At 72.5% G+C, this 25797-nt stretch carries 23 protein-coding genes; 13 read left to right on the top strand and 10 right to left on the bottom strand.

Annotated elements, in window-relative coordinates; all coding sequences use genetic code 11:
• Nucleotides 1-68: 68 nt before the first annotated feature.
• The 7 genes from AAG827_RS04885 to AAG827_RS04855 form a co-directional block, all read right to left on the bottom strand.
• Nucleotides 69-629: a hypothetical protein gene (locus AAG827_RS04885; protein WP_341924710.1), complete on the bottom strand. Its 561-nt coding sequence runs from the start codon at nt 627-629 to the stop codon at nt 69-71.
• Complete coding sequence (locus AAG827_RS04880) at nt 622-2082, bottom strand: HAMP domain-containing sensor histidine kinase (protein WP_341924709.1); 1461 nt, start codon at nt 2080-2082, stop codon at nt 622-624. Before AAG827_RS04880 ends, AAG827_RS04885 begins: the two co-directional genes overlap by 8 nt.
• The gene (locus AAG827_RS04875; RefSeq protein WP_341924708.1) at nt 2079-2780 is read right to left on the bottom strand and encodes a response regulator transcription factor; all 702 of its coding nucleotides are present in this window, start codon (nt 2778-2780) and stop codon (nt 2079-2081) included. Before AAG827_RS04875 ends, AAG827_RS04880 begins: the two co-directional genes overlap by 4 nt.
• Nucleotides 2781-2842: 62 nt before the next feature.
• The gene (locus AAG827_RS04870) at nt 2843-3709 is read right to left on the bottom strand and encodes a fructosamine kinase family protein (RefSeq protein WP_341924707.1); all 867 of its coding nucleotides are present in this window, start codon (nt 3707-3709) and stop codon (nt 2843-2845) included.
• Nucleotides 3706-4260 carry a low molecular weight protein-tyrosine-phosphatase gene (locus AAG827_RS04865; RefSeq protein ID WP_341924706.1) on the bottom strand — a complete coding sequence of 185 codons (555 nt, stop codon included), beginning with the start codon at nt 4258-4260 and terminating at the stop codon, nt 3706-3708. The genes AAG827_RS04870 and AAG827_RS04865 overlap by 4 nt, the downstream gene beginning before the upstream one ends.
• Nucleotides 4257-4655 (bottom strand): phage holin family protein, encoded by a 399-nt coding sequence (locus tag AAG827_RS04860; protein ID WP_341924705.1) that lies wholly within the window; start codon nt 4653-4655, stop codon nt 4257-4259. The genes AAG827_RS04865 and AAG827_RS04860 overlap by 4 nt, the downstream gene beginning before the upstream one ends.
• Before the next feature lie 16 nt (nt 4656-4671).
• Nucleotides 4672-5343 carry a GntR family transcriptional regulator gene (locus tag AAG827_RS04855; RefSeq protein WP_341924704.1) on the bottom strand — a complete coding sequence of 224 codons (672 nt, stop codon included), beginning with the start codon at nt 5341-5343 and terminating at the stop codon, nt 4672-4674.
• An 89-nt stretch (nt 5344-5432) separates the two neighbouring features.
• Here AAG827_RS04855 and AAG827_RS04850 point away from each other — a divergent pair, with 89 nt between their 5' ends.
• A complete protein-coding gene (locus AAG827_RS04850; protein WP_341924703.1) occupies nt 5433-6341 on the top strand; it encodes an arginine deiminase-related protein in 909 nt (302 codons plus the stop codon).
• A 217-nt stretch (nt 6342-6558) separates the two neighbouring features.
• On the opposite strand, the gene AAG827_RS04845 is transcribed toward AAG827_RS04850, so the two are convergent.
• Complete coding sequence (locus tag AAG827_RS04845; protein ID WP_341924702.1) at nt 6559-7956, bottom strand: carotenoid oxygenase family protein; 1398 nt, start codon at nt 7954-7956, stop codon at nt 6559-6561.
• A 59-nt stretch (nt 7957-8015) separates the two neighbouring features.
• On the opposite strand from AAG827_RS04845, the gene AAG827_RS04840 reads away from it, so the two are divergent.
• Genes AAG827_RS04840 through AAG827_RS04805 form a run of 8 tightly spaced genes read left to right on the top strand, consistent with a single transcriptional unit; the run spans nt 8016 to nt 19121 of the window.
• Nucleotides 8016-8621, top strand: a complete 606-nt coding sequence (locus AAG827_RS04840; RefSeq protein ID WP_341924701.1) for a TetR/AcrR family transcriptional regulator — start codon at nt 8016-8018, stop codon at nt 8619-8621.
• 10 nt (nt 8622-8631) lie between these two features.
• On the top strand, nt 8632-9180 hold the full coding sequence (locus AAG827_RS04835) for a VanZ family protein (protein WP_341924699.1): 549 nt from the start codon (nt 8632-8634) through the stop codon (nt 9178-9180).
• Nucleotides 9181-9190: 10 nt separating this feature from the next.
• Entirely contained in the window at nt 9191-10276 is a 1086-nt protein-coding gene (gene hisC, locus AAG827_RS04830; RefSeq protein ID WP_341924698.1) for a histidinol-phosphate transaminase, read from the top strand.
• A gap of 46 nt (nt 10277-10322) precedes the next feature.
• Nucleotides 10323-13652 carry a transglutaminase family protein gene (locus AAG827_RS04825; protein WP_341924697.1) on the top strand — a complete coding sequence of 1110 codons (3330 nt, stop codon included), beginning with the start codon at nt 10323-10325 and terminating at the stop codon, nt 13650-13652.
• A gap of 29 nt (nt 13653-13681) precedes the next feature.
• On the top strand, nt 13682-16195 hold the full coding sequence (locus AAG827_RS04820; protein WP_341924696.1) for a circularly permuted type 2 ATP-grasp protein: 2514 nt from the start codon (nt 13682-13684) through the stop codon (nt 16193-16195).
• On the top strand, nt 16192-17082 hold the full coding sequence (locus AAG827_RS04815; RefSeq protein ID WP_341924694.1) for a transglutaminase family protein: 891 nt from the start codon (nt 16192-16194) through the stop codon (nt 17080-17082). Before AAG827_RS04820 ends, AAG827_RS04815 begins: the two co-directional genes overlap by 4 nt.
• Nucleotides 17083-17140: 58 nt before the next feature.
• Complete coding sequence (locus AAG827_RS04810) at nt 17141-18130, top strand: putative zinc-binding metallopeptidase (protein WP_341924692.1); 990 nt, start codon at nt 17141-17143, stop codon at nt 18128-18130.
• A 25-nt stretch (nt 18131-18155) separates the two neighbouring features.
• Nucleotides 18156-19121, top strand: coding sequence for a glutathione S-transferase C-terminal domain-containing protein (locus tag AAG827_RS04805; RefSeq protein WP_341924691.1), 966 nt, complete (start codon nt 18156-18158; stop codon nt 19119-19121).
• On the opposite strand, the gene AAG827_RS04800 is transcribed toward AAG827_RS04805, so the two are convergent.
• The gene (locus tag AAG827_RS04800) at nt 19122-20408 is read right to left on the bottom strand and encodes a family 43 glycosylhydrolase (protein ID WP_341924690.1); all 1287 of its coding nucleotides are present in this window, start codon (nt 20406-20408) and stop codon (nt 19122-19124) included. It lies immediately after the preceding gene.
• Between the two features lie 154 nt (nt 20409-20562).
• Between AAG827_RS04800 and AAG827_RS04795 the strand changes: the two genes are divergently transcribed.
• Nucleotides 20563-21483 carry a cation diffusion facilitator family transporter gene (locus AAG827_RS04795; RefSeq protein ID WP_341924688.1) on the top strand — a complete coding sequence of 307 codons (921 nt, stop codon included), beginning with the start codon at nt 20563-20565 and terminating at the stop codon, nt 21481-21483.
• Between the two features lie 19 nt (nt 21484-21502).
• Here AAG827_RS04795 and AAG827_RS04790 read toward each other — a convergent pair whose 3' ends face one another.
• A complete protein-coding gene (locus tag AAG827_RS04790) occupies nt 21503-21952 on the bottom strand; it encodes an SRPBCC family protein (protein ID WP_341924686.1) in 450 nt (149 codons plus the stop codon).
• 233 nt (nt 21953-22185) lie between these two features.
• Here AAG827_RS04790 and pdhA point away from each other — a divergent pair, with 233 nt between their 5' ends.
• The 3 genes from pdhA to AAG827_RS04775 are packed head-to-tail and all read left to right on the top strand — an operon-like array spanning nt 22186 to nt 25779.
• Nucleotides 22186-23325, top strand: coding sequence for a pyruvate dehydrogenase (acetyl-transferring) E1 component subunit alpha (gene pdhA, locus AAG827_RS04785; protein WP_309647071.1), 1140 nt, complete (start codon nt 22186-22188; stop codon nt 23323-23325).
• Entirely contained in the window at nt 23325-24308 is a 984-nt protein-coding gene (locus tag AAG827_RS04780; protein ID WP_341924685.1) for an alpha-ketoacid dehydrogenase subunit beta, read from the top strand. The genes pdhA and AAG827_RS04780 overlap by 1 nt, the downstream gene beginning before the upstream one ends.
• Nucleotides 24309-24321: 13 nt before the next feature.
• The gene (locus AAG827_RS04775) at nt 24322-25779 is read left to right on the top strand and encodes a dihydrolipoamide acetyltransferase family protein (RefSeq protein ID WP_341924684.1); all 1458 of its coding nucleotides are present in this window, start codon (nt 24322-24324) and stop codon (nt 25777-25779) included.
• The last annotated feature ends 18 nt before the right edge of the window (nt 25780-25797 follow it).

Raw genomic sequence — 25797 nt, 5'->3', positions numbered from 1 at the left:
TGAGTAGGAATTCCCCATCGCGCCGACTCGGCGTACGACGTGCACCATCGCGCCGACTCGGCAGGAGGTCAGCCGCTGAACGCGGAGTCCTCGGCGTGCGCCGACAGGTCGGTCATGACCTGGCGCACGGCGCGCAGGTCGACCGCCCGGTCGTAGGGCGCCGGGTCGACGAGGTTGACGACCTGGATCAGGTCGTCGTTCTGCACGAAGCCGGTGATGAGCAGGGAGCCGCCGTCGACGTTGACGACCATCCGCGCGTCGTCGGCCAGGGGGATCGTCGGGTTGGTGACCGCGCCGTCGAGCTGACCCATGGTGTCCCAGGCCTCGTCGAGCCCGGCCGGGAAGAGCACGTAGTTGGCGTCGATCGCCGCCCCGCCCTCCTCGGCCGGCGCGAAGGCGCACCGCGGTGCCGCGGGCCGACCGGCGTCCATGGTGACGTCGGCGCCGAGCACCTCGCCGACGCCCTCGGCGGTGAGGCCGTCGCAGGGGTTCCACAGCGGGGTGGTGGGTACGGCGGCCGCGGGGTCGGTCGCCGGTGCCTCGCCGCCGCAGGCCGCCAGGGTCGTGGCGAGACCGAGGCCGACGAGCAGCGAGCCGAGGCGGCGCAGGGGCAGGTGGCGCTCAGCCATGGACGACCTCTCGGGTGGCGGGGGCGCCGGCGGGGCCGGCCGGGGTGGCGCGGGGCACGACGACGGGACTGCCGGGCAGCCACAGCGAGAGTCGGGCGCCACCGGCCGGTGACGCAGCGGCCGACACCGTGCCGGAGTGCCGGTCGGCGACCTGGCGGACGATGGAGAGCCCGAGGCCCGAGCCGGGCATGGTGCGTGACTCGTCGGAGCGCCAGAAGCGGTCGAAGACGTGGGGGCGGTCGGCCTCGGCGATGCCGGGGCCCTCGTCGTCGACGGTGAGCAGTCCGGCGCTGAGGCGCACCGTGACCGTGCCGTCCGGCGGGCTCCACTTGGCGGCGTTATCCAGGAGGTTGGTCACGGCACGCTCCAGCGCGTTGGCGTCGCCCTCGACCCACCAGGCCCCGGCGTCGACGTCGAAGGTGGCGGAGGGGGCGCGCAGCCGCACGCGGGTGACCGCGTGGTCGACGATCTCGGTCAGGTCCACCGGCTCGACGACGGGCGCCAGCGGCTCGTCGCGGGAGAGCTCCATGAGGTCGCCGATCAGGGTGGTCAGCTCCTCGATCTGGGCGCGGATGTCCTCGAGCAGCTCGGCCCGTGCCTCGGGGGGCAGGTCGGGGCCACCCGGTGCCGAGGCCTGTGTGAGCAGGTCGACGTTGGTGCGCAGCGAGGTCAGTGGCGTCCGCAGCTCGTGGCCGGCGTCGGCGACCAGCTGTCGCTGCCGGTCGCGTGAGGCCGAGAGGGCGGTGAGCATCGCGTTGAACGCGGTGGCGAGGCGGGCGATCTCGTCGTCGCCCTCGACCGGCAGCGGGGTGAGGTCCTCGGTGCGGGCGATGTGCTCGACCGAGCTGGTCAGCCGCCGCACGGGGCGCAGGCCGTTGCGCGCCACGCCGAAGCCGGCCGCGCCGGCGGCCGCGACGCCGAGCAGGCCGAAGATCAGCATCACGATGCCGAGCTTGGTCAGCACCCGCTGCTGGGACTCGAGCGACTGGGCGATCACCAGCGCCTGGCCGTCGCCGTAGGGCACCGTCACCACGCGGTAGGCGACCGGGCCGCCCAGCACGGTGCGGATGCTCGACTCGGTGTCGCCCTGCGCGACGTCGAGCTCGGGGTTGCCCAGCGTGGGCGGGTCGTCGAGCTGCTCGGGTCGGTAGACGGTGCCGTCCTGGTAGACCAGCGCGATGCGCAGGTCGGTCGCCACCAGTGCCCAGGCCGGCACCTGGTCACCCGTGCGCTGGTTGAGGATCGTCGGGGCCTCGGTGGTCTGGTAGGCCCGCTCGTAGAGCGTGTCGTCGAGCGTCGACTGGAGCTGCATGCGCACCGTCACGTAGGCGCCGGCCGCGAGGAACGCCACGGTCAGTCCCACCGCCATGGTCGTGAGCAGGGTGACCCGGCTGGCCAGCGAGCGGCGGTAGCGCCACCGCCGGGACGGCTCGACCGGCGAGGGAGTGCTCATGACTCCTTCAGGACGTAGCCGACACCCCGGACGGTGTGGATCAGCCGCGTCTCGCCCTCGGCCTCGGTCTTGCGGCGCAGGTAGCCGACGTAGACCTCCAGCGAGTTGGCGGTCGTCGGGAAGTCGTAGCCCCAGACCTCCTCGAGGATGAAGGAACGCTCGAGCACCCGCCGCGGTCGCCGGAGGAACATCTCGAGCAGGGTGAACTCCGTGCGTGTCAGCTCGATGCGCCGCTCGCCGCGGACGATCTCGCGGGTCGCGACGTTCATCGACAGGTCGGAGAAGGTCAGGGTCTCCTCGGGGGCGTCCTCGGCGGGCACGACACGACGCAGCAGCGCGCGCAGCCGGGCGAGGAGCTCCTGGAGAGCGAAGGGCTTGGTGAGGTAGTCGTCGGCGCCGGCGTCGAGCCCCTCGACCCGGTCGCCGACCGCGTCGCGGGCGGTGAGCACCAGGATCGGGACGTCGTTGCCGGCGGTGCGCAGCGCGCGGGTCGTCTCGATGCCGTCGAGGCGGGGCATCATCACGTCCATCACGACCACGTCGGGATTGAGCGTGCCGATGCCGGCGAGGGCCTCCGCGCCGTCAGCGGCGAGGTGCACGTCGTAGCCGTTGAACTCGAGCGAGCGGCGCAGCGACTCACGCACCGCCTTGTCGTCGTCGACGACGAGGACGCGGGGCTTCACGGCACTGGTGGACACGAGCCCACTGTGCCAGGAACGCCTGAGCGCGTCCTGAGAGCTGGCGGCCCGGACAGGACGCCTCAGACGTAGCGCGCGGCGGTCTCGGCGGCTCGGGCGCCGTAGCCACCACCGAAGAGGCAGGCGTGCACCAGCAGCGGGAAGACCTGGTGCAGACCGACGCGGTCCTCCCAGCCGTCGGCGAGCGGGCTCGCCTCGTCGTAGGCCTCGAGCACGCGCGGCAGGTGCGGCAGCCCGAAGAGCGAGAGCATCGCCAGGTCGACCTCGCGGTGACCGGCGTACGGCGCCGGGTCGATGACCCACACGTGCCCGTCGTGTCCCCACAGCACGTTGCCGTTCCACAGGTCGCCGTGCAGCCGTGCCGGCGGCTCCGCGGGCAGCAGGTCGGTGAGCCGGCCCACCAGCGCCTCGACCACGGCCGCCTGGCCGTCGGTGATCGCGCCGCGGTCGCGGGCCAGCTTGAGGTAGGGCAGCACGCGGCGCACGGCATAGAACTCCGCCCACGTCGCCGCGGTGCGGTTGGGCAGCGGGAGGCGGCCGATGAAGCCGTCGGCCGCGGCGCCGTACGACGGGGCCCCGGCCGCGTGCGTCACCGCGAGGGCCCGGCCGAAGGCGGCGGCCGTCTCGACACCGTTCTTGCCGGACTCGACCCACCGCAGGATCAGGCACTCCGGGTCGACGGCGAGCACCTCGGGGACACGCACGCCGCCCGCCTCGGTGGTCTCGGCGAGCCACGCGAGCCCGGCGGCCTCGGTCTCGAAGAAGCGCTCGGGGGAGTGCGGCAGCGTCTTGACGATCGCCGTGGTGCCGTCGGAGAGCCGCAGCTTGGTGGCGGTCGAGACGTCACCCCCGGCGACCGGTGCCGTGGCCACGACCGACGAACCGAGGAGCTCCTCGGCCCGACGGGCCACCCACGGCTGGCGGGTCATGCCCGGTCGCTCCCGCGGGCGTCGGTGGAGCCCAGCTCGAGGGCCAGCTCGACGACCAGGGCGGCCACGATCGCGTCGGTGGTGCGCTCGACCATGGTCAGGACCTCCTCGAAGCCGCTGTCCCCACCGTAGTACGGATCGGGCACCTCGCCCCCGGGGTCGACCGGGTCGAAGGCGCGGAAGAGCATCGCCCGCTCGCCGGCCCCCTCGACGCCAGCGGTGACCGAGCGGATGCCGGCGAGGTTGCTCTCGTCCATGGCGAGCAGCACGTCGAAGCGCTCGGCCCAGGAGCCGTCGAGCTGCTGGGCGCGGTGGCGCGAGGCGTCGTAGCCCGCCGTGGTGAGGGTCGCGGCGGCGCGGTGGTCCATCCGGCCGCCGAGGTGCCAGTCGCCGGTGCCGCAGCTCTCGACGGTGACCCGGTCGGCGAGGCCCGCCGCGGCGACCCGGTCGGAGAGCACGACGTCGGCCATCGGCGAGCGACAGATGTTGCCCAGGCAGACCAGCGCGACGGCATAGCGGCCCGGCGCGCGAGCCGGGGGCAGACCCGTCATCGGCGCCGCTCGTCGGGCCCGATGACCGAGTCGACGATCCAGGTGGTGATGGTGATGACGACCGCGCCGCCGAGCGCCGGCCAGAAGCCGGTGACGTCGAAGCCGATGTCGAGCTTGTCGGCCAGCCAGCCGGTGAGCAGCAGCATCGAGGCATTGATGACCAGCAGGAAGAGCCCCAGCGTGAGGATCACGAAGGGGAAGCTGAGGATCGTCAGCACCGGCTTCACGAACGACGTGACGACGCCGAGGATCAGCGACACCAGGATCAGCGGGAGCAGCTTCTCCTGCAGCTCGGCGCTGCCGCTGGAGGGTCCGCTGAAGCGGATGCCGTCGATCAGCCAGGCGGCGGTCGCAAGGGCGATCGCGGTGGTCAGGAGCCAGGTCAGGAAGCGCACGGGGCCAGTGTGGCAGTCAGGACAGGCCGAGCGCCTCGATGATCTCCGCGGCCGCGTCCTCGAGGTGCTTCTCGAGGAAGGCGGAGGCGCCGTCGATGTCGTCGTCCTCGAGCAGCTGGACGAGGGCGGCGTGGGTGTCGGCCTCGTCGTGGGCGTTGCGACGCAGGCGCTCGACCTGCGCCAGCGCCAGCTTGAGCTCCACGACCAGCTCGTCGGCCATCGCCACCAGCCGCGGGCTGCCGGTCAGGCCCACGAGGGACACGTGGAAGGCCAGGTGGCGCTCGTTGAGCTCCTGGTAGGAGCCGCCCTCGCGCACCGCCGAGGTGTAGGCCGTCAACGTGGTGCGGACGGCCTGCCGGTGGGTCTCGTCGGCCTCGCGCCACCGACGCACTCCGGCGCCCTCGAGCACCCACCGCGCCGCGCAGACGTCGCGCACCGAGCTCGCCTCGGGCGCGGACACGCTCACGCCGCGGTGCGGCTCGCGGGTGGCCAGGCCCTCGGCGACCAGGACGGTGAGCGCCTCGCGCACGGTGGGGCGGGAGACGCCCAGCGAGGAGGCCAGCGCGACCTCGCGCAACGGGGTGCCCGACTCGAGCTCGCCGTCGAAGATCGCGCGGCGCAGCTCCTCGGCCGCGCGGTCGACCGTGGAGGAGTGCTCCAGGTGCAGGGTCGCGAAGGCCTCGGGCATGTGCCCATTGTGGCGCATCTGCTTGCCAGGTCGCCGGGCCTGCCCCACACTGGCTTTGTCAGGTTGTCTGACAATCGAGAGGGAGCGCCATGGTCGAGCAGCTGGCCTGGGGTCGTCACTACGTCGCCGTCGAGCCGACCCACTTCCGCGTGGACTACGCGATCAACCCGTTCATGGATCCCGCGGTCCAGCCCGACCCCGCGCTCGCGATGGAGCAGTGGCAGACGATGGTCGCCACGTTGCGCGACCTCGGCGCCCGCGTCGACGTCCTGCCGCAGCGCGAGGACGCCCCCGACATGGTCTACGCGATGAACCTCGGTCTCGGGCTCGTCCGCCCCGGTCCCGGAGGTCGGGATCGGCGGCACGTGGTGATGAGCCACATGCGCTACGCCCAGCGCCGGATGGAGACCGGCTCCGCGGCCGACTGGTTCGCGGGGCACGGCTTCACGACGTCGTACGTCGGCAGCGACGGCGTCGGCGCGCACCTCGAGGCGGGCGACGCCTTCGCCTTCGGTGACGCGCTGGTCGTCGGCTACGGTCCGCGCACCGAGGAGCTGGCGCTCAAGCACCTCGCCGGAGACCTGGGCGTCCGGGTCCGCGGCCTGCGGATCACGCACCCGGGGATGTATCACCTCGACCTGGCCTTCTGCCCCCTCGACGAGCGCCGCGCGATCGTGTGCCCCGCGGCCCTCGACGCAGCCTCGGCGCGGGCGCTCATGGACCTCGTGCCCGAGCCGCTGGTGCTGACCGAGGAGGAGGCGCTGACGACCTTCGCCGCCAACTCGGTCGTCGTCGGTCGCACGGTCGTGATGCCGGCCTGCCCCGACCGCGTGCGCGCCCGGCTCGAGGGCTGGGGCTTCGACGTCGTGGTCGTGGACGTCGGCGAGTTCCACAAGGGCGGTGGGTCGATCCGCTGCCTGACCAACCCCGTCGATGTCACGATCGGGCGCGACCTGCCGGCGCTCGAGCGTGGGGAGGTGGTGCTCCCGCCGCTGTGACGACTCGGTCGGCGCCCAGTTGCCGTGGAAGCCGGCGACTTCCACAAGGGCGGCGGGTCGATCCGCTGCCTGACCAGCCCCGTCGACATCACGATCGGGCGCGACCTGCCCGTCGCTGTAACGACTCGGTCGGGGGTCCCGCTGGACGCTTGTGAGAGGGGTCCACGTGGCCCCTTCTCACTAGCGTCGGGGAGGTGTCTCCGGAGCGGTGGGTGCCTCAGGAGGTGGTCGGCGCCCAGTTGCCGTGGAAGCCGGCGGGCACGCGCACGGGCAGATGCACCGCGGCGACGTCCTCGAGCGTCTCGGCGTCGAGCAGCACCAGGTCGCTGAGACCGGTCGCACGGTCGTGGACGTAGCCCATGACGACGCCGCTGTCCTCGGCCGCGTCGTCGGCGTGGGGGACGAAGCAGAACTCGCCGACCTCCTTGCCGGCCCCGAGGCGTCGCGCCAGCGTCGTGCCGCCGACCACGTCGTGCTTGAGCACGCTGTCGCCGGGCGCCGGCCCGTCGAGGCCGACCGACCAGCCGAAGCGGTGTCGCTGGCCGGTGAGCCGCTCGTCGTAGCGCGGAAACTCCTGGGCGTGCTCGTCGTAGCGGTGCTCGCGGACCTTGCCGGCGACGGTGTCGACGGTGAAGCGCACGAGCGACGAGACGCCCTCGTAGGGCCCGGTGAACTCCGTGGCGAACATCCGCTCGTGGCGCACCGCGTCGATGACGACCTCGTCGCCGTCCTCGTAGGCGTTGAGGGTGTGGAAGACGTAGCAGGGGTCGATCTCGAACCAGCGCACGTCGGCGCCGGTGCCCTCGCGCGGCAGCAACCCGATGCGGGCGGGGTAGTCGTCGTCCCACGAGTAGGGCAGCTGGCTCGGGGCGCCGCCACCGCGGGCCATCGCGCCGACCAGCGCGTCCGGCAGCGGGTTGCGGCCGATGACGCGGTTGAGGGCGAGGCGTGCCGGCAGCCGCAGCGGGCGCGGCATCTTCCCCGCGACCATGTCGATGTCGAAGGTGACCGGCAGGTCGTAGATCACGACGTAGTGCTCGGTCAGCGCGAAGTCGTGCATCATCGGGCCGCCCTGGACCTCGACCTCCACCTGGCGACGCAGTCGCCCGGCGGTGTCGAGCACGGAGTAGTCCACGCGGTTGCCGCGCGTCCAGCTGTAGGAGACCGCGTGCAGCTCGCCGGTCGTCGGGTCCTCGTGCGGGTGGGCGGTGTAGCCCGCGGCCAGGTCGCCGGCGAAGCCGCAGCGCCCGACGGTGTCGAGCTCGTCGGTCAGCTCGTACGGCGGCGCCCCGGCCTCCACGAGTGCCATCGTGCGTCCGCCGTGCTGGAGGAGGTTGGTGTTGGGGGCGAAGTCGTCGCCCTCGGGGCGGACCCAGCGGTTGCGGTACCACCGCGCGGCACCGTCGGCGATGCGCAGCCCGTGAGCCATGCCCGCGCCGATGAACCAGTGGTAGCCCTCGGGGTCGACGGCCCCCGGACCGTCGAGACGCGGGTTGGGGCCGATCCGCAGGTAGCGACCGTCGAGGTGGTCGGGGATCGTGCCGGTGACCGGGAGGTCGAAGGCGGTCACCTCGTCGGTGACCGGCGCGAAGTTGTCCTGCAGGTAGCGGTTCACGGCGTCTCCCAATAACAGTGTTATCAGCGACGATAACGCCGTTATGAGAGGCTGGCAAGGTGCCGGAGGAGACCGACGTACGACGTGCCCTGCTCGAGGCGGCCGCTCGGCTGCTCGGGGAGGAGGGGCCCTCCGCCCTGTCCACCCGGCGGCTGGCGCGCGAGGCCGGGACCTCGACGATGGCGGTCTACACCCACTTCGGCGGGATGCCCGCGCTGGTGCGCGAGATCGTGGCCGACGGCTTCGCCCGGCTCTTCGACCGGGTGGCCGCCGTGACGCCGAGCGACGACGTGGTCGACGACCTGCTGCGCGTGGCCGGTGCCTATCGCGCCAACGCGCTGGAGCACCCGCACGTCTACGCGGTGATGTTCGGCTCGGCCTCGCTGGGCGGCTACCGGCTGCGCGACGACGAGCTCGACGTCGGGCTGGCGGCGTTCGGACAGCTCGTCGACGTGACCCGTCGCGCGATGGCGGCGGGTGCGCTGCGCGAGGACGACCCGGCCGCCGTGGCCGGACAGCTGTGGAGCGCGCTCCACGGCTACGTGATGCTCGAGCTCTCCGGCTTCAACGCCGTGGTCGACGACCCCGAGCAGCAGCTGCTCTGGCCGATGCTCGGCCACCTCGTGCAGGGACTCTCCGTGCGGGGCCACGGTCCCGATCGGTAGCGTCGGTCCGGTGTTCCCGGTCGGCGGCATCGAGGTCATGCTCCTCGGGACGGCTCTGTCCGCAGCCGTGTGCGTCGTGCTCGCCCTGGTCCTGCGGCGCCGGCTGGGCTTCACGGCCTGGACGCTCGCCGCGCTGCTGTGGTCGCTGGTGGTCATCGCGATCATCACCCTGATCCCCGCCAGCGGGGCGCCCGGGATCGTGCCGGCCGAGGGGCGGCTCGACACGTGCTCCTTCGACATCGGCGGTCCCGCTCCCGACGGCTTCTGGATCTTCTCGGGGGGACAGCGGCTGCTCAACACCGTCGTGTTCGTCCCGCCGGGGGTGCTGCTCGTCCTGACGGCGGCGCGGTGGCGGATCGGCTGGGTCCTGGTCCCGCTCGGGCTGGTGCTGCTCGCGGGCTACTCCGCCGGCATCGAGCTCACCCAGCTCGAGCTCGCCCGCATCGATCGGGCCTGCGACGTCACCGACATCATCGACAACGTGACCGGGGCGGTGATCGGCGTGCTGGTGGGGCTGGTGCTCGCGGTCGTCGTACGCCCCTGGCGACTGCGTCGCTAGCCTGACGGGCATGGCCCACCCCCAGCCGATGCCACAGCCGCGCGCGCACGTGTCCGCGATCCCCACCTACGTCCCCGGCAAGCCGCCCACCCCGCGGCCCGGCGTGACGACCTACAAGCTCTCCTCCAACGAGAACCCCTACCCGCCGCTGCCCGGCGTCGTCACCGCGGCGACGGAGGCGGCCGCGGTGATGAACCGCTATCCCGACATGGGCAGCACCGCGCTCTACGACGCCCTCGCCGCCCGCCTGGACGTCCCGGTCTCCGACCTGGCGGCCGCGACGGGCTCGGTGGCGCTCGTCTACCAGCTGCTCGCGGCGTTCTGCGACCCCGGCGACGAGGTCGTCTACGCGTGGCGCTCCTTCGAGGCCTACCCGATCGCCGTGACGACCGCGGGCGCCACCTCGGTGCAGGTGCCGCTCACGGCGGACGGCCGCCACGACCTCGACGCGATGGCCGCTGCCGTCACCGACCGCACCAAGGTCGTCATGGTCTGCACGCCCAACAACCCGACCGGCCCCTCGGTCACGCAGTCCGAGCTCACCGCCTTCCTGGCGCGGGTGCCCGCGCACGTGGTGGTCGTCGTCGACGAGGCCTACCTCGAGTTCGTGCGCATGGACGACGCCGTCGACGGGATCGCGACCTACCGCGCCCACCCCAACGTCGTGCTCTTCCGCACCTTCTCCAAGGCCTACGGCCTGGCCGGCTTCCGGGTCGGCTACGCCGTCGCGTCCGCGCCGGTGGCCGCTGCCCTGCGGGCGGTCTCGCTGCCTTTCGGGGTCTCCCACGTCGCCCAGGCCGCCGCCATCGCCTCGCTCGCCGCCGAGGACGCGCTGCTCGAGCGGGTGGAGGCGCTGACCGTGGAGCGGGCGCGGGTCGTCGCCGGCCTGGCCGTGGCCGGCTGGTCCGTCCCCGAGCCCCAGGGCAACTTCGTCTGGCTCGCCCTCGGCGAACGCACCGCCGACTTCGCGGCCGCCTGCGACGCCGCGGGGATCGTCGTACGACCCTTTGCCGGGGAGGGCTGTCGCGTCTCGATCGGGGAGCCCGAGGGCAACGACCGGCTGCTCGAGGTCGCGCGGGCCCACGCCGGCTCCTGAGACCTCGGGTTACCGCCCGGCAACACGAGGAGGGCAGGGTAGGGACATGTCGATCAAGGTCGCGCTCGAGCACCGCACCACCTACGACTTCGCCGAGCCGGTGAACGTCGCGCCCCACGTGGTCCGGCTCAGGCCGGCGCCGCACACGCGCACGCCGATCGAGGCCTACTCGCTCGACATCAAGCCGGCCCACCACTTCCTCAACTGGCAGCAGGACCCCTTCGGCAACTGGCTGGCCCGCGTGGTCTTCCCCGAGAAGGTGTCGACCCTCGACATCACCGTCGGCCTGGTCGCCGACCTGATGGTGATCAACCCCTTCGATTTCTTCATCGAGGACTACGCCGAGCGCTTCCCGTTCGCCTACGACGCGACCCTGGCGGCCGACCTGACCCCCTACCTGCGTCCGGTCGAGGACAGCGACGACGTCGCGCTGTGGCGAGAAGGACTCCCGCCGATGCCGGCCGACGGACGCCCGACGGTCGACTTCCTGGCCGACCTCAACGCCGCGGTCCACCGCGACGTGGCCTACTCGGTGCGCATGGAGGCCGGGGTGCAGAGCCCCGACGAGACGCTGAGCCGACGGATCGGCTCGTGCCGTGACAGCGCCTGGCTGCTGGTCAGCCTCCTGCGGCAGCACGGTCTCGCGGCGCGCTTCGTCTCGGGCTACCTCGTGCAGCTCACCGCAGACCAGGAGGCGCTCGACGGTCCGAGCGGCCCGACCCAGGACTTCACCGACCTGCACGCCTGGGCCGAGGTCTTCCTGCCCGGAGCCGGCTGGGTCGGCATGGACCCGACCTCCAGCCTCTTCGCCGGTGAGGGCCACATCCCGCTGTCCGCGACGCCGCACCCGAGCAGCGCGGCGCCCATCGAGGGCGCCACCGACCCGGTCGAGGTGACCTTCTCCTTCCACAACGAGGTGCGCCGGATCCACGAGGACCCGCGTGTCACCAAGCCCTACACCGACGAGCAGTGGGCGCGCATCGACGCGCTCGGCGAGGCCGTCGACGAGCGCCTGCGCGCCGGCGACGTGCGGCTCACGATGGGCGGCGAGCCCACCTTCGTCTCGCTCGACGACGCGACCACCCCGCAGTGGAGCAGCGAGGCCGACGGGCCCGAGAAGCGCGCGCTCGCCACGACGCTGGCCGAGCGGCTGCGCACGATCTACGCCGAGGGCGGGGTCGTCCACCGGGGCCAGGGCAAGTGGTATCCCGGTGAGCCCCTCCCGCGCTGGAACATCGCGCTCCAGTGGCGCACCGACGGGGTCCCGCTGTGGCAGGACCCGAGCCTGTTCGCCGACCCGTGGGACGAGGGTCTCGACAAGCTCGACCAACGGGAGGGGACGCTCGACCAACGGGAGGGGACGCTCGACCAACGAGAGGCTGCCGAGGCGCTCGCGCGCCGGGTGACAAAGGTGCTCGGCCTGCCCGACGAGCAGCTCCTCGCCGCCTTCGAGGACCCGTTCGCCGCGCTGGCCGACCACGTCGGCCAGCCGCACGGCGACAAGCCGGAGCAGCCCGACCAGCTGACCACCGAGCTGGTCGCGCGGCTCGACGCCGACGTCACCGTGCCCACCGGGTGGGTGCTGCCGATCGTCACGGGCGAGGAGTGGACGAGCCCCGCCTGGCGCTTCCGGCGTGGCCGCCTCGTGCTGAGCCCCGGCACCAGTGCGGTGGGCCTGCGGCTGCCGCTGGACGCGATCGCCTGGAAGGAGCCCGGCTTCACCGGCGAGCCGTCCTACCTCGAGGCGGGACCGCCACTGGAGCCCAAGGTCCCCGTCGTCACGATCGTCGACCCCGAGGAGGTGCCGACGACGGCGCTGGCCTTCGAGGCGCGCGACGGCGTCGTGCACGTCTTCCTGCCGCCGACCGAGCGCCTCGAGGACTACGCCGACCTGCTGCGCCTGGTCGAGGTCGCGACCCGCAAGGTCGGCTGCCCGATCGTGCTGGAGGGCTACGGCCCGCCGCCCGACCCGCGCCTGACCCAGCTGGTCGTCACGCCCGACCCCGGCGTCATCGAGGTCAACGTGCAGCCCACGAAGAGCTGGGCCGAGCAGCGCGCGCTGCTCGAGACCCTCTACGCCGAGGCACGCCAGGCGCGGCTGACGACGGAGAAGTTCGACCTCGACGGCCTCCACACCGGCACCGGCGGCGGCAACCACCTGACGCTGGGCGGGCACCAGCCCGTCGACTCGCCGCTGCTGCGCCGGCCCGACCTGCTGGTCAGCCTGATCACCTACTGGCAGCGGCACCCGTCGCTGTCCTACCTCTTCTCCGGGCGCTTCATCGGTCCCACGAGCCAGGCGCCGCGCTTCGACGAGGGCCGGCCCGAGGCGACGTACGAGATGGAGATCGCCTTCGCGGAGATCGCCCACCTGGTGGCCGAGCAGTCGGGACCGCACGAGGACGGCGAGCCGGGCGAGGTGCGGCCGTGGCTGGTCGACCGCGCGCTGCGGCACCTGCTGACCGACCTGACCGGCAACACGCACCGCGCGGAGTTCTGCGTCGACAAGATGTACAGCCCCGACTCATCGCGCGGGCGGCTCGGGCTGCTCGAGCTGCGCGGCTTCGAGATGCCGCCCCACGAGCAGATGGCGCTGCTCCAGTCGCTGCTGGTGCGCTCGCTGGTCGCGATGTTCTGGGAGAAGCCGCTCACCGCGCCGCTGGTGCGCTGGGGCACCCGACTCCACGAGGACTTCCTGCTGCCCCAGGGCGCCATCGCCGACATCGCCGAGGTCGCGGCCGACCTGCGCGCGCACGGCATCGACTTCGAGGAGTCGTGGCTCGACCCGTTCACCGAGTTCCGCTTCCCGCGCATCGGCCAGACCCTGGTCCCGACCGGCTCGGGCCCGGTCGAGCTCGAGCTGCGCCAGGCCATCGAGCCGTGGCACGTGCTGGGGGAGGAGGCGACCGCCGGCGGCACCGCCCGTTACGTCGACTCCTCGGTCGAGCGGATCCAGGTGTCGGCCCGCGGGATCGACCCCCACCGTCACCTCGTCACGTGCCAGGGTGTCCCCGTGCCTCTGACCGAGACCGCCGCGGGCGACTTCTACGCCGGCGTGCGCTTCCGCGCCTGGCAGCCGTGGTCGGCCCTGCACCCCTCGATCCCGGTCCAGGCGCCGCTGCACGTCGAGGTCGTCGACATCGCCTCGGCGACGAGCCTGGGGGGCGCGACCTACCACGTGGTCCACCCCGGTGGCCGCTCCTATGACCACCCGCCGGTCAACGCCAACGCGGCCGAGGCGCGGCGGGCCAGCCGCTTCGAGCCGCGCGGGCACACCGCCGGTCGGATCGACGTCGGAGCGCTCCAGGAGCTGGCCCGGCGGGCCGCCTCCGCGGAGTACCCCCACACGCTCGACCTGAGGCGCGTGCCCCGATGAGCCCCCGATGAGCCTGCGGTGACCGCGCCGTGACCGCGCTGCGTGACTACGCAGCCGCGCTCACGCAGCCCGTCCTGGGCGACCAGGCGCCGCGCTACGACGAGGTCGTCGCGCCCGACGGCGGCCTCCGCCCCGCGTGGAAGGGCCTGGCCGAGATCGCCGTCGCGCTCGACCACCGTGACCTGCGCCGGGTCGACGAGGACATCGTGCGCTTCCTCGCCGACGACGGCGTGACCTACTCGCGACCCGGTGGTCGCTCCGGGCCGTGGCGGCTCGACGCGGTGCCGCTGGTCATCGACGCGGCGGCGTGGACGCCGCTCGAGGTCGGTCTCGCCCAACGCGCCGAGCTCCTCAACGCGATCCTCGTCGACCTCTACGGCGATCAGCGGCTGCTCTCCGAGGGCGTCGTCCCGGCCTCCGTGGTGCTGGGCCACGCGGGGTTCACCCGCGTCGTCGCCCGGCGCAGCGCCATCGACCCGCGACCGCTGGTCCTCTCCGCCACCGACCTCGGCCGCGACGCGCAGGGCCAGTGGCGCGTCATCGCCGACCGCGCCCAGGCGCCCTCGGGCATCGGCTACGCGATGGAGAACCGTCGCGTGATCTCCCGGGTGATGCCCGAGCTCTACCGCGAGGCCGGCCTGCACCGGATGGAGCCCTACTTCTGGGCCCTCCGCTCGGCGCTGATCCAGTCGGCGCAGAGCGAGCTGGCCGACCCCCGCGTCGTCGTCCTCTCGCCCGGCACCCACTCCGAGACGGCCTACGACCAGGCCTTCATCGCCTCGACGCTCGGCTTCCCGCTGGTCCAGGGCAGCGACCTGGTCGTGCGGGACGGGTGGGTCCAGATGCGCGCGACGCACGGGCGCCACAGCGGTCGTCTGGAGCGGGTCGACGTGATCCTGCGCCGGGTCGACGCGGCCTGGAGCGACCCGCTCGAGCTCCGCGGCGACTCCCAGCTCGGCGTCGCCGGCCTGGTCGAGGCCGTGCGCCGGGGCCGGGTGCGCGTCGTCAACGGCCTCGGCTCCGGTGTCCTGGAGAACCCCGGGCTGCTGCCCTACATGCCGGCGATCAGCCAGGCGCTGCTCGGGGAGCCGCTCCGTCTCGCGGCCGTGCCGACCTGGTGGTGCGGCGACCCCGACTCGCTCAGCCACGTGCTCGACCGTCAGGACCGCCTCACGATCCGCGCCATCGACGGACCGGCCAACGCGCTGGTCGGTCTCGACCCGGCGAGCGTCCGCGAGCGCCTCCTCGACGAGCCGCACCGCTACGTCGGCCAGGAGCGGCTGCCGCTCTCCCAGGCCCCGACCTGGCGCTCCACCGGCCACCTCTCCGGTGACGTGGTGCCTCGACCCCTGACGCTGCGCACGTTCACGCTGCGCTACGGCTCGGCCTACCGACCGCTGGTGGGCGGTCTCGCCGCCGTCTACGAGGGCGACGTGTCCGCGTCCAGCAAGGACGTCTGGGTGCTCAAGGCCGAGCCCACCGACCCCGACCAGGGGTTGGCCGAGGTGCTGCCGATGACCAATGTGCGGGCCTCGACCGGCACCGTCCCGCGCATCCTCGAGGACCTCTTCTGGTTCGGCCGCTACGCCGAGCGCGCCGAGGACATGATCCGGCTGGTGCTCGCCGCGCACGCGCTGGCCGAGGACTTCGGCACCCGGCCCCGCACGACCGGCGGTGCCAGCCTCGCCGTCCTCATGCAGGCCGTACGCCGCCTGGGTGGCACCGTCCACGAGGACCTCGACGCGGAGTTCCGCTCCCTGCTCCTCGACGCCCAGCGGCCCGGGTCGGCCGCCCAGGCGCTGGCGGGCCTGCGCGACGCCCTCGCGGGGGTGCGCGACCAGCTCTCCCAGGACACCTGGCGCGTCTTCGGTGCCACCGACCGGGCCGCCCACGCCCTCGAGGAGTCGGGCCACAGCCACCAGGTCGCCGAGTCGGCGGGCCGGATGCTCACCGGCATCCTGTCGCTCCAGGGCGTCACCGCCAGCATGATCCGCGACCCCGGCTGGCACATGATCGGCATCGGGCGGCACCTCGAGCGCGCGGTCCAGGTCTGCCACCTGCTCGACGAGACCGCGACCGTGCGCCGGGGCATCGACGTCGACCGCGACGTCCTCAACGCGGTGCTCGTCGCGTCCGAGAGCTCGGTGACCCACCGCCGGCGCTACCGCGGCTACGTCCGCACCGGCGGGGTGCTCGAGCTCCTGCTCACCGACCTCGACAACCCGCGCTCCCTGGCCTTCGGGCTCGCCGAGATCGCCGCGCACCTCACCGCGCTCCCCGCCTCCACCGGCTCGACGCGTCCCGAGCGGCTGGTCGCCGACCTGCGCACCACGCTCGAGGAGACCGACATCGCGACGCTCGTCGCGATCGGCGGCGTCGGTCGACCCAACCTGGAGGCGTTCCTCGCCTCCTACGCCGCCCAGCTCGGGCGTCTCGCCGACGCGGTCGCCGAGGTGCACTTCGCGACCGGCCCGGCCCCGCGCTCGCTCGGCTCGATCGCGCTCGTCGACTCCCTCGAGGCTCCCGTGAGGTCGGTCCCGTGAGGTACCGCGTGCGGCACAGCACCACCTACACCTACGACGACCACGTCAGCGACAGCCTCGGCATCGCCCACCTGGTGCCGCGAGAGCTCCCGTGGCAGCACGTGTCGTCGTACGACGTGGTGGTGGCGCCGACGCCCGGCGACCTGGCCCACGACGTCGACTACCACGGCAACACCGTCACCTACTTCCAGGTGACCGAGCCCCACGACGTGCTGGTGATCGAGGCCACCAGCGAGGTGAGCGTCGAGGTATCGCCGGTGCCGGGCCACGCGCTGGACACCCCCTGGGAGCGGCTGCGACCGCTGGTGGACCCGGGGTTGCCGGGTGCCTGGAGCGTCACCGACTTCGCGCTGGCCTCGGCCCAGGTCGAGCAGGTCGCCGCCGCGAAGGCCTACGCCGCGGAGTCCTTCACGCGGGGCCGGCCCGTGGGCGAGGCGGTCGCCGACCTCATGCACCGCATCCACGCCGACGTCGACTACGACCCGACGGCGACGACGGTGACCTCGACGGTCGACGACATCCTCGACAAGCGGGCCGGGGTCTGCCAGGACTTCGCCCACCTGACGCTGGCCTGCCTGCGCACCCACGGCCTGGCCGGCCGCTACGTCAGCGGCTACCTCGCCACCGAGCCGGCGCCGGGCCAGGAGCGGGTGGTCGGTGCGGACGCCTCCCACGCCTGGGTGGCGGTGTGGCTGGGGCTCGACGAGGACGGCGTCGACCAGTGGCTGGCCTTCGACCCGACCAACGACCAGTGGGTCGGTGACCGCTACGTCACGGTCGCCTGGGGCCGCGACTACGGCGACGTGCCGCCGGTCAAGGGCGTGATCTTCACCGAGGCCAGGAAGTCGACGCTCAGGGTCGCCGTCGACGTGGAGCCCCTCGGCTGAGCCGGCTCTCCACTGACGGGGTGAGCCCGCGACGAGCGGGACGTGTCACGCTTCTCTGGTGAAGGCCTTCCGCTGCCGCGTGTGCGACAACCAGCTCTATGTCGAGAACTCCGTGTGCGTGTCCTGCGGGACCGCGCTGGGCTACTCCCGGACCGAGCGCTCGATCGTCCCGCTCGACGAGAACGGGCGCTACGTCGACCCCTCCGGGCTGGTCTGGCACGTGTGCGCCAACCTCAACCTCTCCGGCTGCACCTGGCTGGCGCCGCTCGAGGGCGGCCAGTGCTTCAGCTGCGACCTGACCCGCACCCGTCCCTCCGACGACGACCTGGTCGGGCTGGAGAACTACCCGCTCGCCGAGGCGGCCAAGCGGCACCTGATCATCGAGCTGGAGGCGCTGGGCTTCCCGGTGGTCGGCAAGGACACCGACCCCGACGAGGGGCTGACCTTCGACCTGCTCTCCAGCGTCGAGGAGAACGTCGTGATCGGCCACGAGGACGGCGTCATCACCATCGACCTCGCCGAGAGCGACGCGGTCTACCGCGAGAAGGTGCGCGCCCAGCTCGCCGAGCCCTACCGCACCATGCTGGGCCACTTCCGCCACGAGGTCGGCCACTACTACGAGTGGCAGCTCGTGCGTGGGGACGAGCGGCTCGAGCGCTGCCGCGAGCTCTTCGGCGACGAGTCGAAGGACTACCAGGCCGAGATCGACCGGCACTACGCCGAGGGCCCGCCCGAGGGCTGGGAGCAGTCCTACATCTCGACCTACGCCACGATGCACCCCTTCGAGGACTTCGCCGAGACGTGGGCGCACTACCTCCACATCGCCGACGCGATCGAGACGGCCCGTGAGTTCGGCCTCGCGACCGTCGGCGGGGTCGCCGCGTTCTCGACCTTCCGCGACGTCGTCACCGGCGTCTGGATCCCGCTGTCGACGGCGCTCAACCAGATCAACCGGTCGATGGGCAAGGAGGACCTCTACCCCTTCGTGATCCCGGCGCCCGTCCTCGAGAAGCTCGACTTCGTGGCCTCGCTCGCCAAGCCGGCCTGACGACCGCCTGACTAGGGTTGAGGACATGAGCGACGAGGGCACCGAGCAGCAGACGTACGTCGAGCAGGGCGAGTTCGAGCGCGACACCAACTACGTCGCGGACCGGATCACCCAGGACGCACGGCGTCCCGAGCGCGGACCCGTCGACGGGCAGCTGTGGCCCGTGGAGCCCGGCCGCTACCGGCTCGTGGCCGCCAAGGCGTGCCCCTGGGCCAACCGCGCGATCATCGTGCGCGACCTGCTGGGGCTCCAGGACGTCATCTCGCTGGGCACCCCCGGGCCGACCCACGACGCCCGCAGCTGGACCTTCGACCTCGACCCCGGCGGGCGCGACCCCGTGCTCGGCATCGAGCGGCTGCAGGAGGCCTACGTCAAGCGCTTCCCCGGCTACGAGCGCGGCATCACGGTGCCGGCGATCGTGGAGGAGAGCAGCGGCGAGCTGGTCACCAACGACTTCCCCTGGATCACCCACGACTTCTTCTTCGAGTGGCGCGAGCACCACCGCGACGGCGCCCCCGACCTGTGGCCCGAGCACCTCCGCGAGGAGATGGACGAGGTCATGCAGCGGGTCTTCACCGAGGTCAACAACGGCGTCTACCGCTGCGGCTTCGCGGGGTCGCAGGACGCCTACGAGGCGGCGTACGACCGGCTCTGGGCGACCATGGACTGGCTCGAGGACCGGCTGGCCGACCGGCGCTACCTGATGGGCGAGGCGATCACCGAGGCCGACGTGCGGCTCTTCACGACGCTGGCCCGCTTCGACGCCGTCTACCACGGCCATTTCAAGTGCAACCGGGTGAAGCTGACCGAGATGCCCCACCTGTGGGGCTACGCGCGCGACCTCTTCCAGACGCCGGGCTTCGGGGACAACACCGACTTCGAGCAGATCAAGCAGCACTACTACCTGGTGCACACCGACATCAACCCCTCCGGGATCGTGCCGGCCGGGCCCGACCCGGCCGTGTGGCTCACGGCCCACGGCCGGGGCTGATCACCCCTCCCGCAGCCCCAGGGGCAGCGGGAGGAGCGGCCCGGGGTCGTCGGGCTCAGGCTCCGGGGCGGGCTGCTGGTGGCCCGGCGGGCGCTGCTTCGTGCCCTTCGACGGCTTCACGAAGCGTCCCAGGTGCGGGCGACCGCGCCGGTCCCAGCGCAGCTTGGCGGCGAAGAGCGAGCGCTGGGCGCCGTAGCGCGGGGCGCGCTGGAGGTCGCTGTGCGGGCACGCCCGCTCTCGACAGGTCCAGGCGTGGAAGAAGAGCAGCGACCCGTGCACCACGTCCGCGCCGCCGGGCCCGCACAGCCGGGTGCTGGCGCGGGTCACGAGGGCGCGGGAGCGGACCTTCTTGAGGCCCTGGAGCGTGGGTGCCCGACGCCAGGTCGTGCGGTAGTTGCAGTCGCCGTAGTAGCCCTGGGAGGTGATCAGCACCCAGCCCTTGCGCTGCTGGACGAGCACGGGGTTCTCGATGACGCCGCGGGCGAAGGCGAGCACGCGGGCCCGGCCGCCCTTGCGGGCGCGCAGGCCGTCCCGGGTGAGGCGCACCATCCGGATCGAGGAGGGTGTGCCCTGGGTGCGGTAGAGCAGGTAGCGCGCCCCGTTGCGGGCCTGGTAGCCCTCGGGGTCGATGACGCCGGCTGCCTCCTTCGAGGGGCTCGGCGGTCGGATCTTGTCGCTCGCCAGCGGGGTGTGGGCCGCGCGCGGGCAGGTGATGGGGCGTCGCTTGGGACGGAACTTCTTCAGCGGGCTGCTGGCCACGGCCACCCCGATGCAGCGCCCCAGCGGGCCGAGACCACCGGCGGGCGCGGCGAAGTAGAGCAGGAACTTGTGCTTCTTCACCTGCACGATGTCGGAGGCCCAGATGTTGCGACCGGTCGCCCACCGGGGCAGCCGCTTGAGGGCGCTCCCGCGGTCCCGCCACGGCCCGGCGACCGAGGTCGCGATCGAGCGCGGCGCCAGCGAGCCTGTGCCGATCGCGACGTAGCGGCCCTGGTAGGCGAAGCCGGTCGGGTCCGGCATCTCGGTGTGGCGGAAGAGCGGCTGGCCCTTGCGGCCCGGGTGTCCCTGGGTGACCCGGCTGGCCAGCGGGTGACGCGGGAAGGCCAGACGCAGCGTCAGGCCGCGCCCCTGTCCGCTCCCGGCGCTGGCCGAGCTGGACGCGGTCGCTGCGGTCGACGCGGTCGACGACGTGGTGCCGAGGGTCAGCAGGGTGGCGGTCAGGGCGGTCAGCAGCGCCAACGCGACGGACTGCGACAGGCGTCGAGACAGGGGTCGAGCAGGGGACACCGACGGGGTCCTTCCTCACCGGGGGAGCACAGAGTGGAGCACAGGGTCGACCAGCTGGAGCGGGGACGTCCCGGGAGTGCCCGTTCCGTGATGCCTTCGTGATCCATCGGCAGCGGTCGGGGACAATGAAGCCACGTCACCGAGGAGATCAACGATGAACCACGGGCATGGTCATGGCCATGCGGCAGGTCGGGCCTCCGACCGTCGCCGGCTGCGCCAGGTCCTCGTCGTCACGAGCACGGTGCTGGTCGTGGAGCTGGTCGGTGCCTGGCTCACCGGGTCGCTCGCGCTCCTCGCCGACGCGGGGCACATGGCCACCGACGCCGGCGCCGTGGTGCTCGCGCTCGGGGCGTCGTACGTCGCCGGGCTGCCGGGCGGACCTCGCTCGACGTTCGGCTACCACCGTGCCGAGATCCTCGCCGCGATGCTCAACGCCCTGGTGCTGCTGGGGGTCTGCGCCTACATCGGCTACGCCGGCATCACCCGGCTGGCCGACCCGGCGGAGGTCGAGGCGGGCGCGATGATCGGCTTCGCGGTGGTCGGCCTGCTGGCCAACGCCGTGTCGATGGCGATCCTGAGCCGCTCGGAGACCGGCTCGCTCAACCTGCGCGGGGCCGCCAACGAGGTCTCCGCCGACCTGCTCGGCTCGGTCCTCGTCGTCATCGCCGGCGTCGTCATCCTCACCACCGGCTGGGACCGCGCCGACGCGGTGGCCTCGCTGGTGATCGCGGTGATGATCCTGCCGCGCTCGCTGGTGCTGCTGAGGGACGCGGCGGTCGTCCTGCTCGAGATCGCCCCGGCCGGGCTCGACCTGGCCGACGTGCGCGCGCACCTCGCCGGCGTGCCGGGCGTCGTGGACGTCCACGACCTCCACGCCTGGACCATCACCAGCGGCATCCCCAGCCTCTCGGCCCACGTCACCGTCACCGACGAGGCCCTGGCCGAGCGCGGGGTCGGCGCGATCCTCGACGACCTGTGCGTGTGCGTCGCCGAGCACTTCGAGGTGCGGCACGCGACCTTCCAGGTCGAGCCGCTCTCCCACGAGGCCCACGAGGACCTCGGCGAGCTGCACTGACGCGGGGTCCCGGGGTGCGTCAGGCCTTGGCGGCGTCGGCCTCGGCGGCCGCCTTGAGCTTGACCAGGGTCGCCTCGATCGCGGCCTGGGTCTTCTTGCCGAGCGCCAGGTTGAAGCCCACGGCCGCGGGGCCGTAGCGGGTCAGGTCCCAGGTCTCGGTGATCTCCGTGCCGCCGTCGGCGGTCGGGGTGAGCTCGTAGCGCCAGCGGTGCAGGCCCTTGTGCCGCCAGGCGATGAGCCGGTCCTGCTCGAACTCGACGACGGTGTTGCCGATCTTGTAGGCCGCGCCCATCTTCATGTCCATGCCGAAGGTCGAGCCGAGCTCGAGGCGCTGACCGCTGCCGCGGCTGGCCTTGACGGTGCCCGAGCCGTCGATGCGGGGGTGCTGGGTCGGGTCCGTGAGGATCGCGAAGACGACCTCCGCCGGAGCGCTGGTCGTGATGCTGGCCGTGCGGGTGCGGATCGACATGGGGTGAGCGTAGTGGTGCACTCGAAGCCTGTCGGCCCCCCAAGTCCGTCGGATTGGCGGCACGGACCGGACGCCCGGTAACTTGGGCCGCACAGGAATGTGTCCCCGGTCACAGGTCGCCCCACCCATCGCGACCCGCGCCGGACCAACCACCCGGACGACGGCCACCCCGTGCCCCGGGCGAGGAGAAGGAGTCCCACGTGACCCAGCAGTCTTCCGGCTTCGGCCCCGACCTGGCGGAGGTCTTCGGACCCTCGCAGCAGGACGGTGGGCCGGAGCTCATCCAGCTCCTCACGCCCGAGGGCGAGCGGGTCCACCACCCGGAGTTCGACCGCGACTTCTCCGCCGAGGAGCTGCGCGGCTTCTACCGCGACATGGTGCTGACCCGGCGCATCGACACCGAGGCGACCGCCCTCCAGCGCCACGGCGAGCTCGGCATCTGGGCCCAGCTGCTGGGCCAGGAGGCCGCCCAGATCGGCGCCGGCCGCGCGCTGCGACCGCAGGACTACGTCTTCCCGACCTACCGCGAGCACGGCGTCGCCTGGTGCAAGGGCGTCGACCCGCTGCGCCTGCTCGGCCTCTTCCGCGGCGTCGACCAGGGCGGCTGGGAGCCCGACGCCCACAACTTCGCGCTCTACACGATCGTCATCGGCGCCCAGACCCTGCACGCCACCGGCTATGCGATGGGCATGCAGCGCGACGGCGTCGTCGGCACCGGCGACCCCGACCGCGACGCGGCCGTCATCGCCCACTTCGGCGACGGCGCGTCCTCGCAGGGCGACGTCAACGAGGCGTTCATCTTCGCCGCGTCCTACAACGCGCCGGTCGTCTTCTTCTGCCAGAACAACCAGTGGGCGATCTCCGAGCCCATCGAGCGCCAGACCCGCATCCCGCTCTACCAGCGCGCGCTGGGCTTCGGCTTCCCCGGCGTCCGCGTCGATGGCAACGACGTCCTCGCGACGTACGCCGTCACGCAGGCGGCGCTGCAGCGTGCCCGCGACGGCCAGGGCCCGACGTTCGTCGAGGCCTACACCTACCGGATGGGTGCCCACACGACCACCGACGACCCGACCCGCTACCGCCTCTCCGACGACGTCGAGAGCTGGAAGCTCAAGGACCCGATCGCCCGGCTGGAGGTCTACCTGCGCCGCAACGGGCTCGTGGAGAACGACTTCCTCGCCACCATCCAGGCGGAGGCCGACGAGCTCGGCCACACGCTGCGCGAGGGCTGCAAGGCGATGCCCGACCCGCAGCCGCTCAGCATGTTCGACCACGTCTACGCCGAGATGACGCCCGAGCTGCAGGCGCAGCGCGACGGCTTCGCGACCTACCTCGACTCCTTCGAGGGCTCTGCCGCTGGGGGGCACCACTGATGGCCACGCAGAAGATCACCCTCGCCAAGGGCCTCAACATGGGGCTGCGCAAGGCGATGGAGGACGACCCCAAGGTCCTGCTCATGGGCGAGGACGTCGGCAAGCTCGGCGGTGTCTTCCGCATCACCGACGGCCTGCAGAAGGACTTCGGCGAGGACCGCGTCATCGACTCCCCGCTCGCCGAGTCCGGCATCGTCGGCACCGCGGTCGGCATGGCGATGCGCGGCTACCGACCCGTGGTCGAGATCCAGTTCGACGGGTTCGTCTACCCCGCCTACGACCAGATCGTCTGCCAGGTCGCCAAGATCCACTTCCGCTCCCAGGGCCGGGTCAAGATGCCGATCGTCATCCGGATCCCCTTCGGTGGCGGCATCGGCGCGGTCGAGCACCACTCGGAGTCGCCCGAGGCGCAGTTCGCCCACACCCCCGGCCTCAAGGTCGTCGCGTGCTCCAACCCGGTCGACGGCTACTGGATGATCCAGCAGGCCATCGCCTGCGACGACCCGGTCATCTTCCTCGAGCCCAAGCGGCAATATCACGCAGACAAGGCCGAGCTCGACGAGTCCGCCTCGCCCGAGCCGCTCTTCACCTCACGGGTGGTCAAGAAGGGCACCGACCTGACGCTGCTGTCCTACGGCCCGATGGTCAAGACGGCCATGAAGGTCGCCGAGGCCGCTGCGACCGAGGGCCGCTCGATCGAGGTCATCGACCTGCGCACGCTCTCGCCGCTCGACATGGCGCCCGTGCTCGAGTCCGTGCGCCGCACCGGCCGTGCGGTCGTCACCCACGAGGCCCACGTCAACCTGGGCCTGGGCGCCGAGATCTCCGCGCGCATCACCGAGGAGTGCTTCTACTCCCTCGAGGCGCCGGTGCTCCGCGTCGGTGGTTTCGACACGCCCTACCCGCCGTCGCGGATCGAGGAGGACTTCCTCCCCGACCTCGACCGGGTGCTGGACGCCGTCGACCGCTCCTTCGAGTTCTGAGAGAGGCACCGACATGAGTGAGTTCCTCCTGCCCGACGTCGGCGAGGGCCTGATCGAGGCCGAGATCGTCACCTGGAAGGTCAAGGTCGGCGACGTCGTCGCCATCAACGACATCGTCGTCGAGATCGAGACCGCCAAGTCGCTCGTCGAGCTGCCCTCGCCCTTCGCCGGCGAGGTCACCGCCCTGATGGTCGCCGAGGGTGACACCGTCTCGGTCGGCACGCCGATCATCGCGATCGGCGCCCCTGCCCCTGCCGGGGCTGCTGCCGGTCCTGCCGCTGGCGAGATGGAGATCGACCTCTCCAACCCCGCCGCCAGCGGCCGGGTCGAGGGCGAGAGCCTGGTCGGTCGCAACAAGGCCGAGCGCGGCCCCCAGCGGCGCGCCCGCAAGGGATCGGTGACGCCGTCCTCCGAGGCCGCCGCCAACACCCAGATGCAGGTCCAGGGTGCGTTCGCCCCCGGCGGCGCCCAGTCGCAGGACGTCGCACCGGCCGACGAGCCGGCCGTGCCCGCCGTCCCCGCGGTCGAGCCCGAGCCGGTCTCCGAGTTCGTGCCGGTCCGGGCGCTGTCCAACGGCGAGGTGCGCGTGCTCGCCAAGCCGCCCGTCCGCAAGCTGGCCAAGGACCTCGGCGTCGACCTCGCCCTGCTCACCGCTACCGGCCCCGGCGGCACCGTCACCCGCGCCGACGTCGAGGGCGCCGCGTCGTCCGACGCAGGCCCCTCGGTGGTCGAGCCCAGCCGTCCGTCGGTCCAGTCGGGGCAGCGCGAGACCAGGGAGCCCATCAAGGGCGTCCGCAAGATGATGGCGGGCGCGATGGTGGGCTCGGCGTTCTCCGCGCCGCACGTGACCGAGTGGGTCACGCTCGACGTCACCCGCACGACGGAGCTGGTGGAGCGGCTCAAGGCGCGCCGCGAGTTCCGCGAGGTCAAGGTCTCCCCGCTGCTGGTGCTGGCCCGTGCGGTGATGCTGGCGATGCGCCGTACGCCGGAGATCAACTCGTTCTGGGACGAGTCGGCCCAGGAGGTCGTCCTCAAGCACTACGTCAACCTCGGCATCGCGGCCGCGACGCCGCGGGGGCTGGTCGTGCCCAACGTCAAGGACGCCCAGGACCTGACGCTGCTCGAGCTGGCCGGCGAGCTCAACCAGCTCACCGCCACCGCCCGGGAGGGCCGGACGCAGCCGGCCGAGATGAGCGGCGGGACGTTCACGATCACCAACGTCGGCGTCTTCGGCGTCGACGCGGGCACGCCGATCATCAACCCGGGCGAGTCGGCGATCCTGTGCTTCGGCGCGATCAAGAAGCAGCCGTGGGTCGTCACGACCGACGGGGTCGACGAGATCGTCGTACGCCAGGTCACGACGCTGGCGCTGTCCTTCGACCACCGTCACATCGACGGCGAGAAGGGCTCGCGCTTCCTCTCCGACGTCGCGGGCATCCTCGAGGACCCGGCCTCCGCGCTGCTGTTCTGAGGCGTGACCCTCCCCGGG

It is taken from the genome of Nocardioides psychrotolerans, assembly GCF_943371775.1.
In the GTDB taxonomy this organism is placed as follows: Bacteria; Actinomycetota; Actinomycetes; order Propionibacteriales; family Nocardioidaceae; genus Nocardioides; species Nocardioides psychrotolerans_A.
Note: the sequence above shows the minus strand (reverse complement) of the source record. Positions and strands in the feature narration are given on the sequence as shown.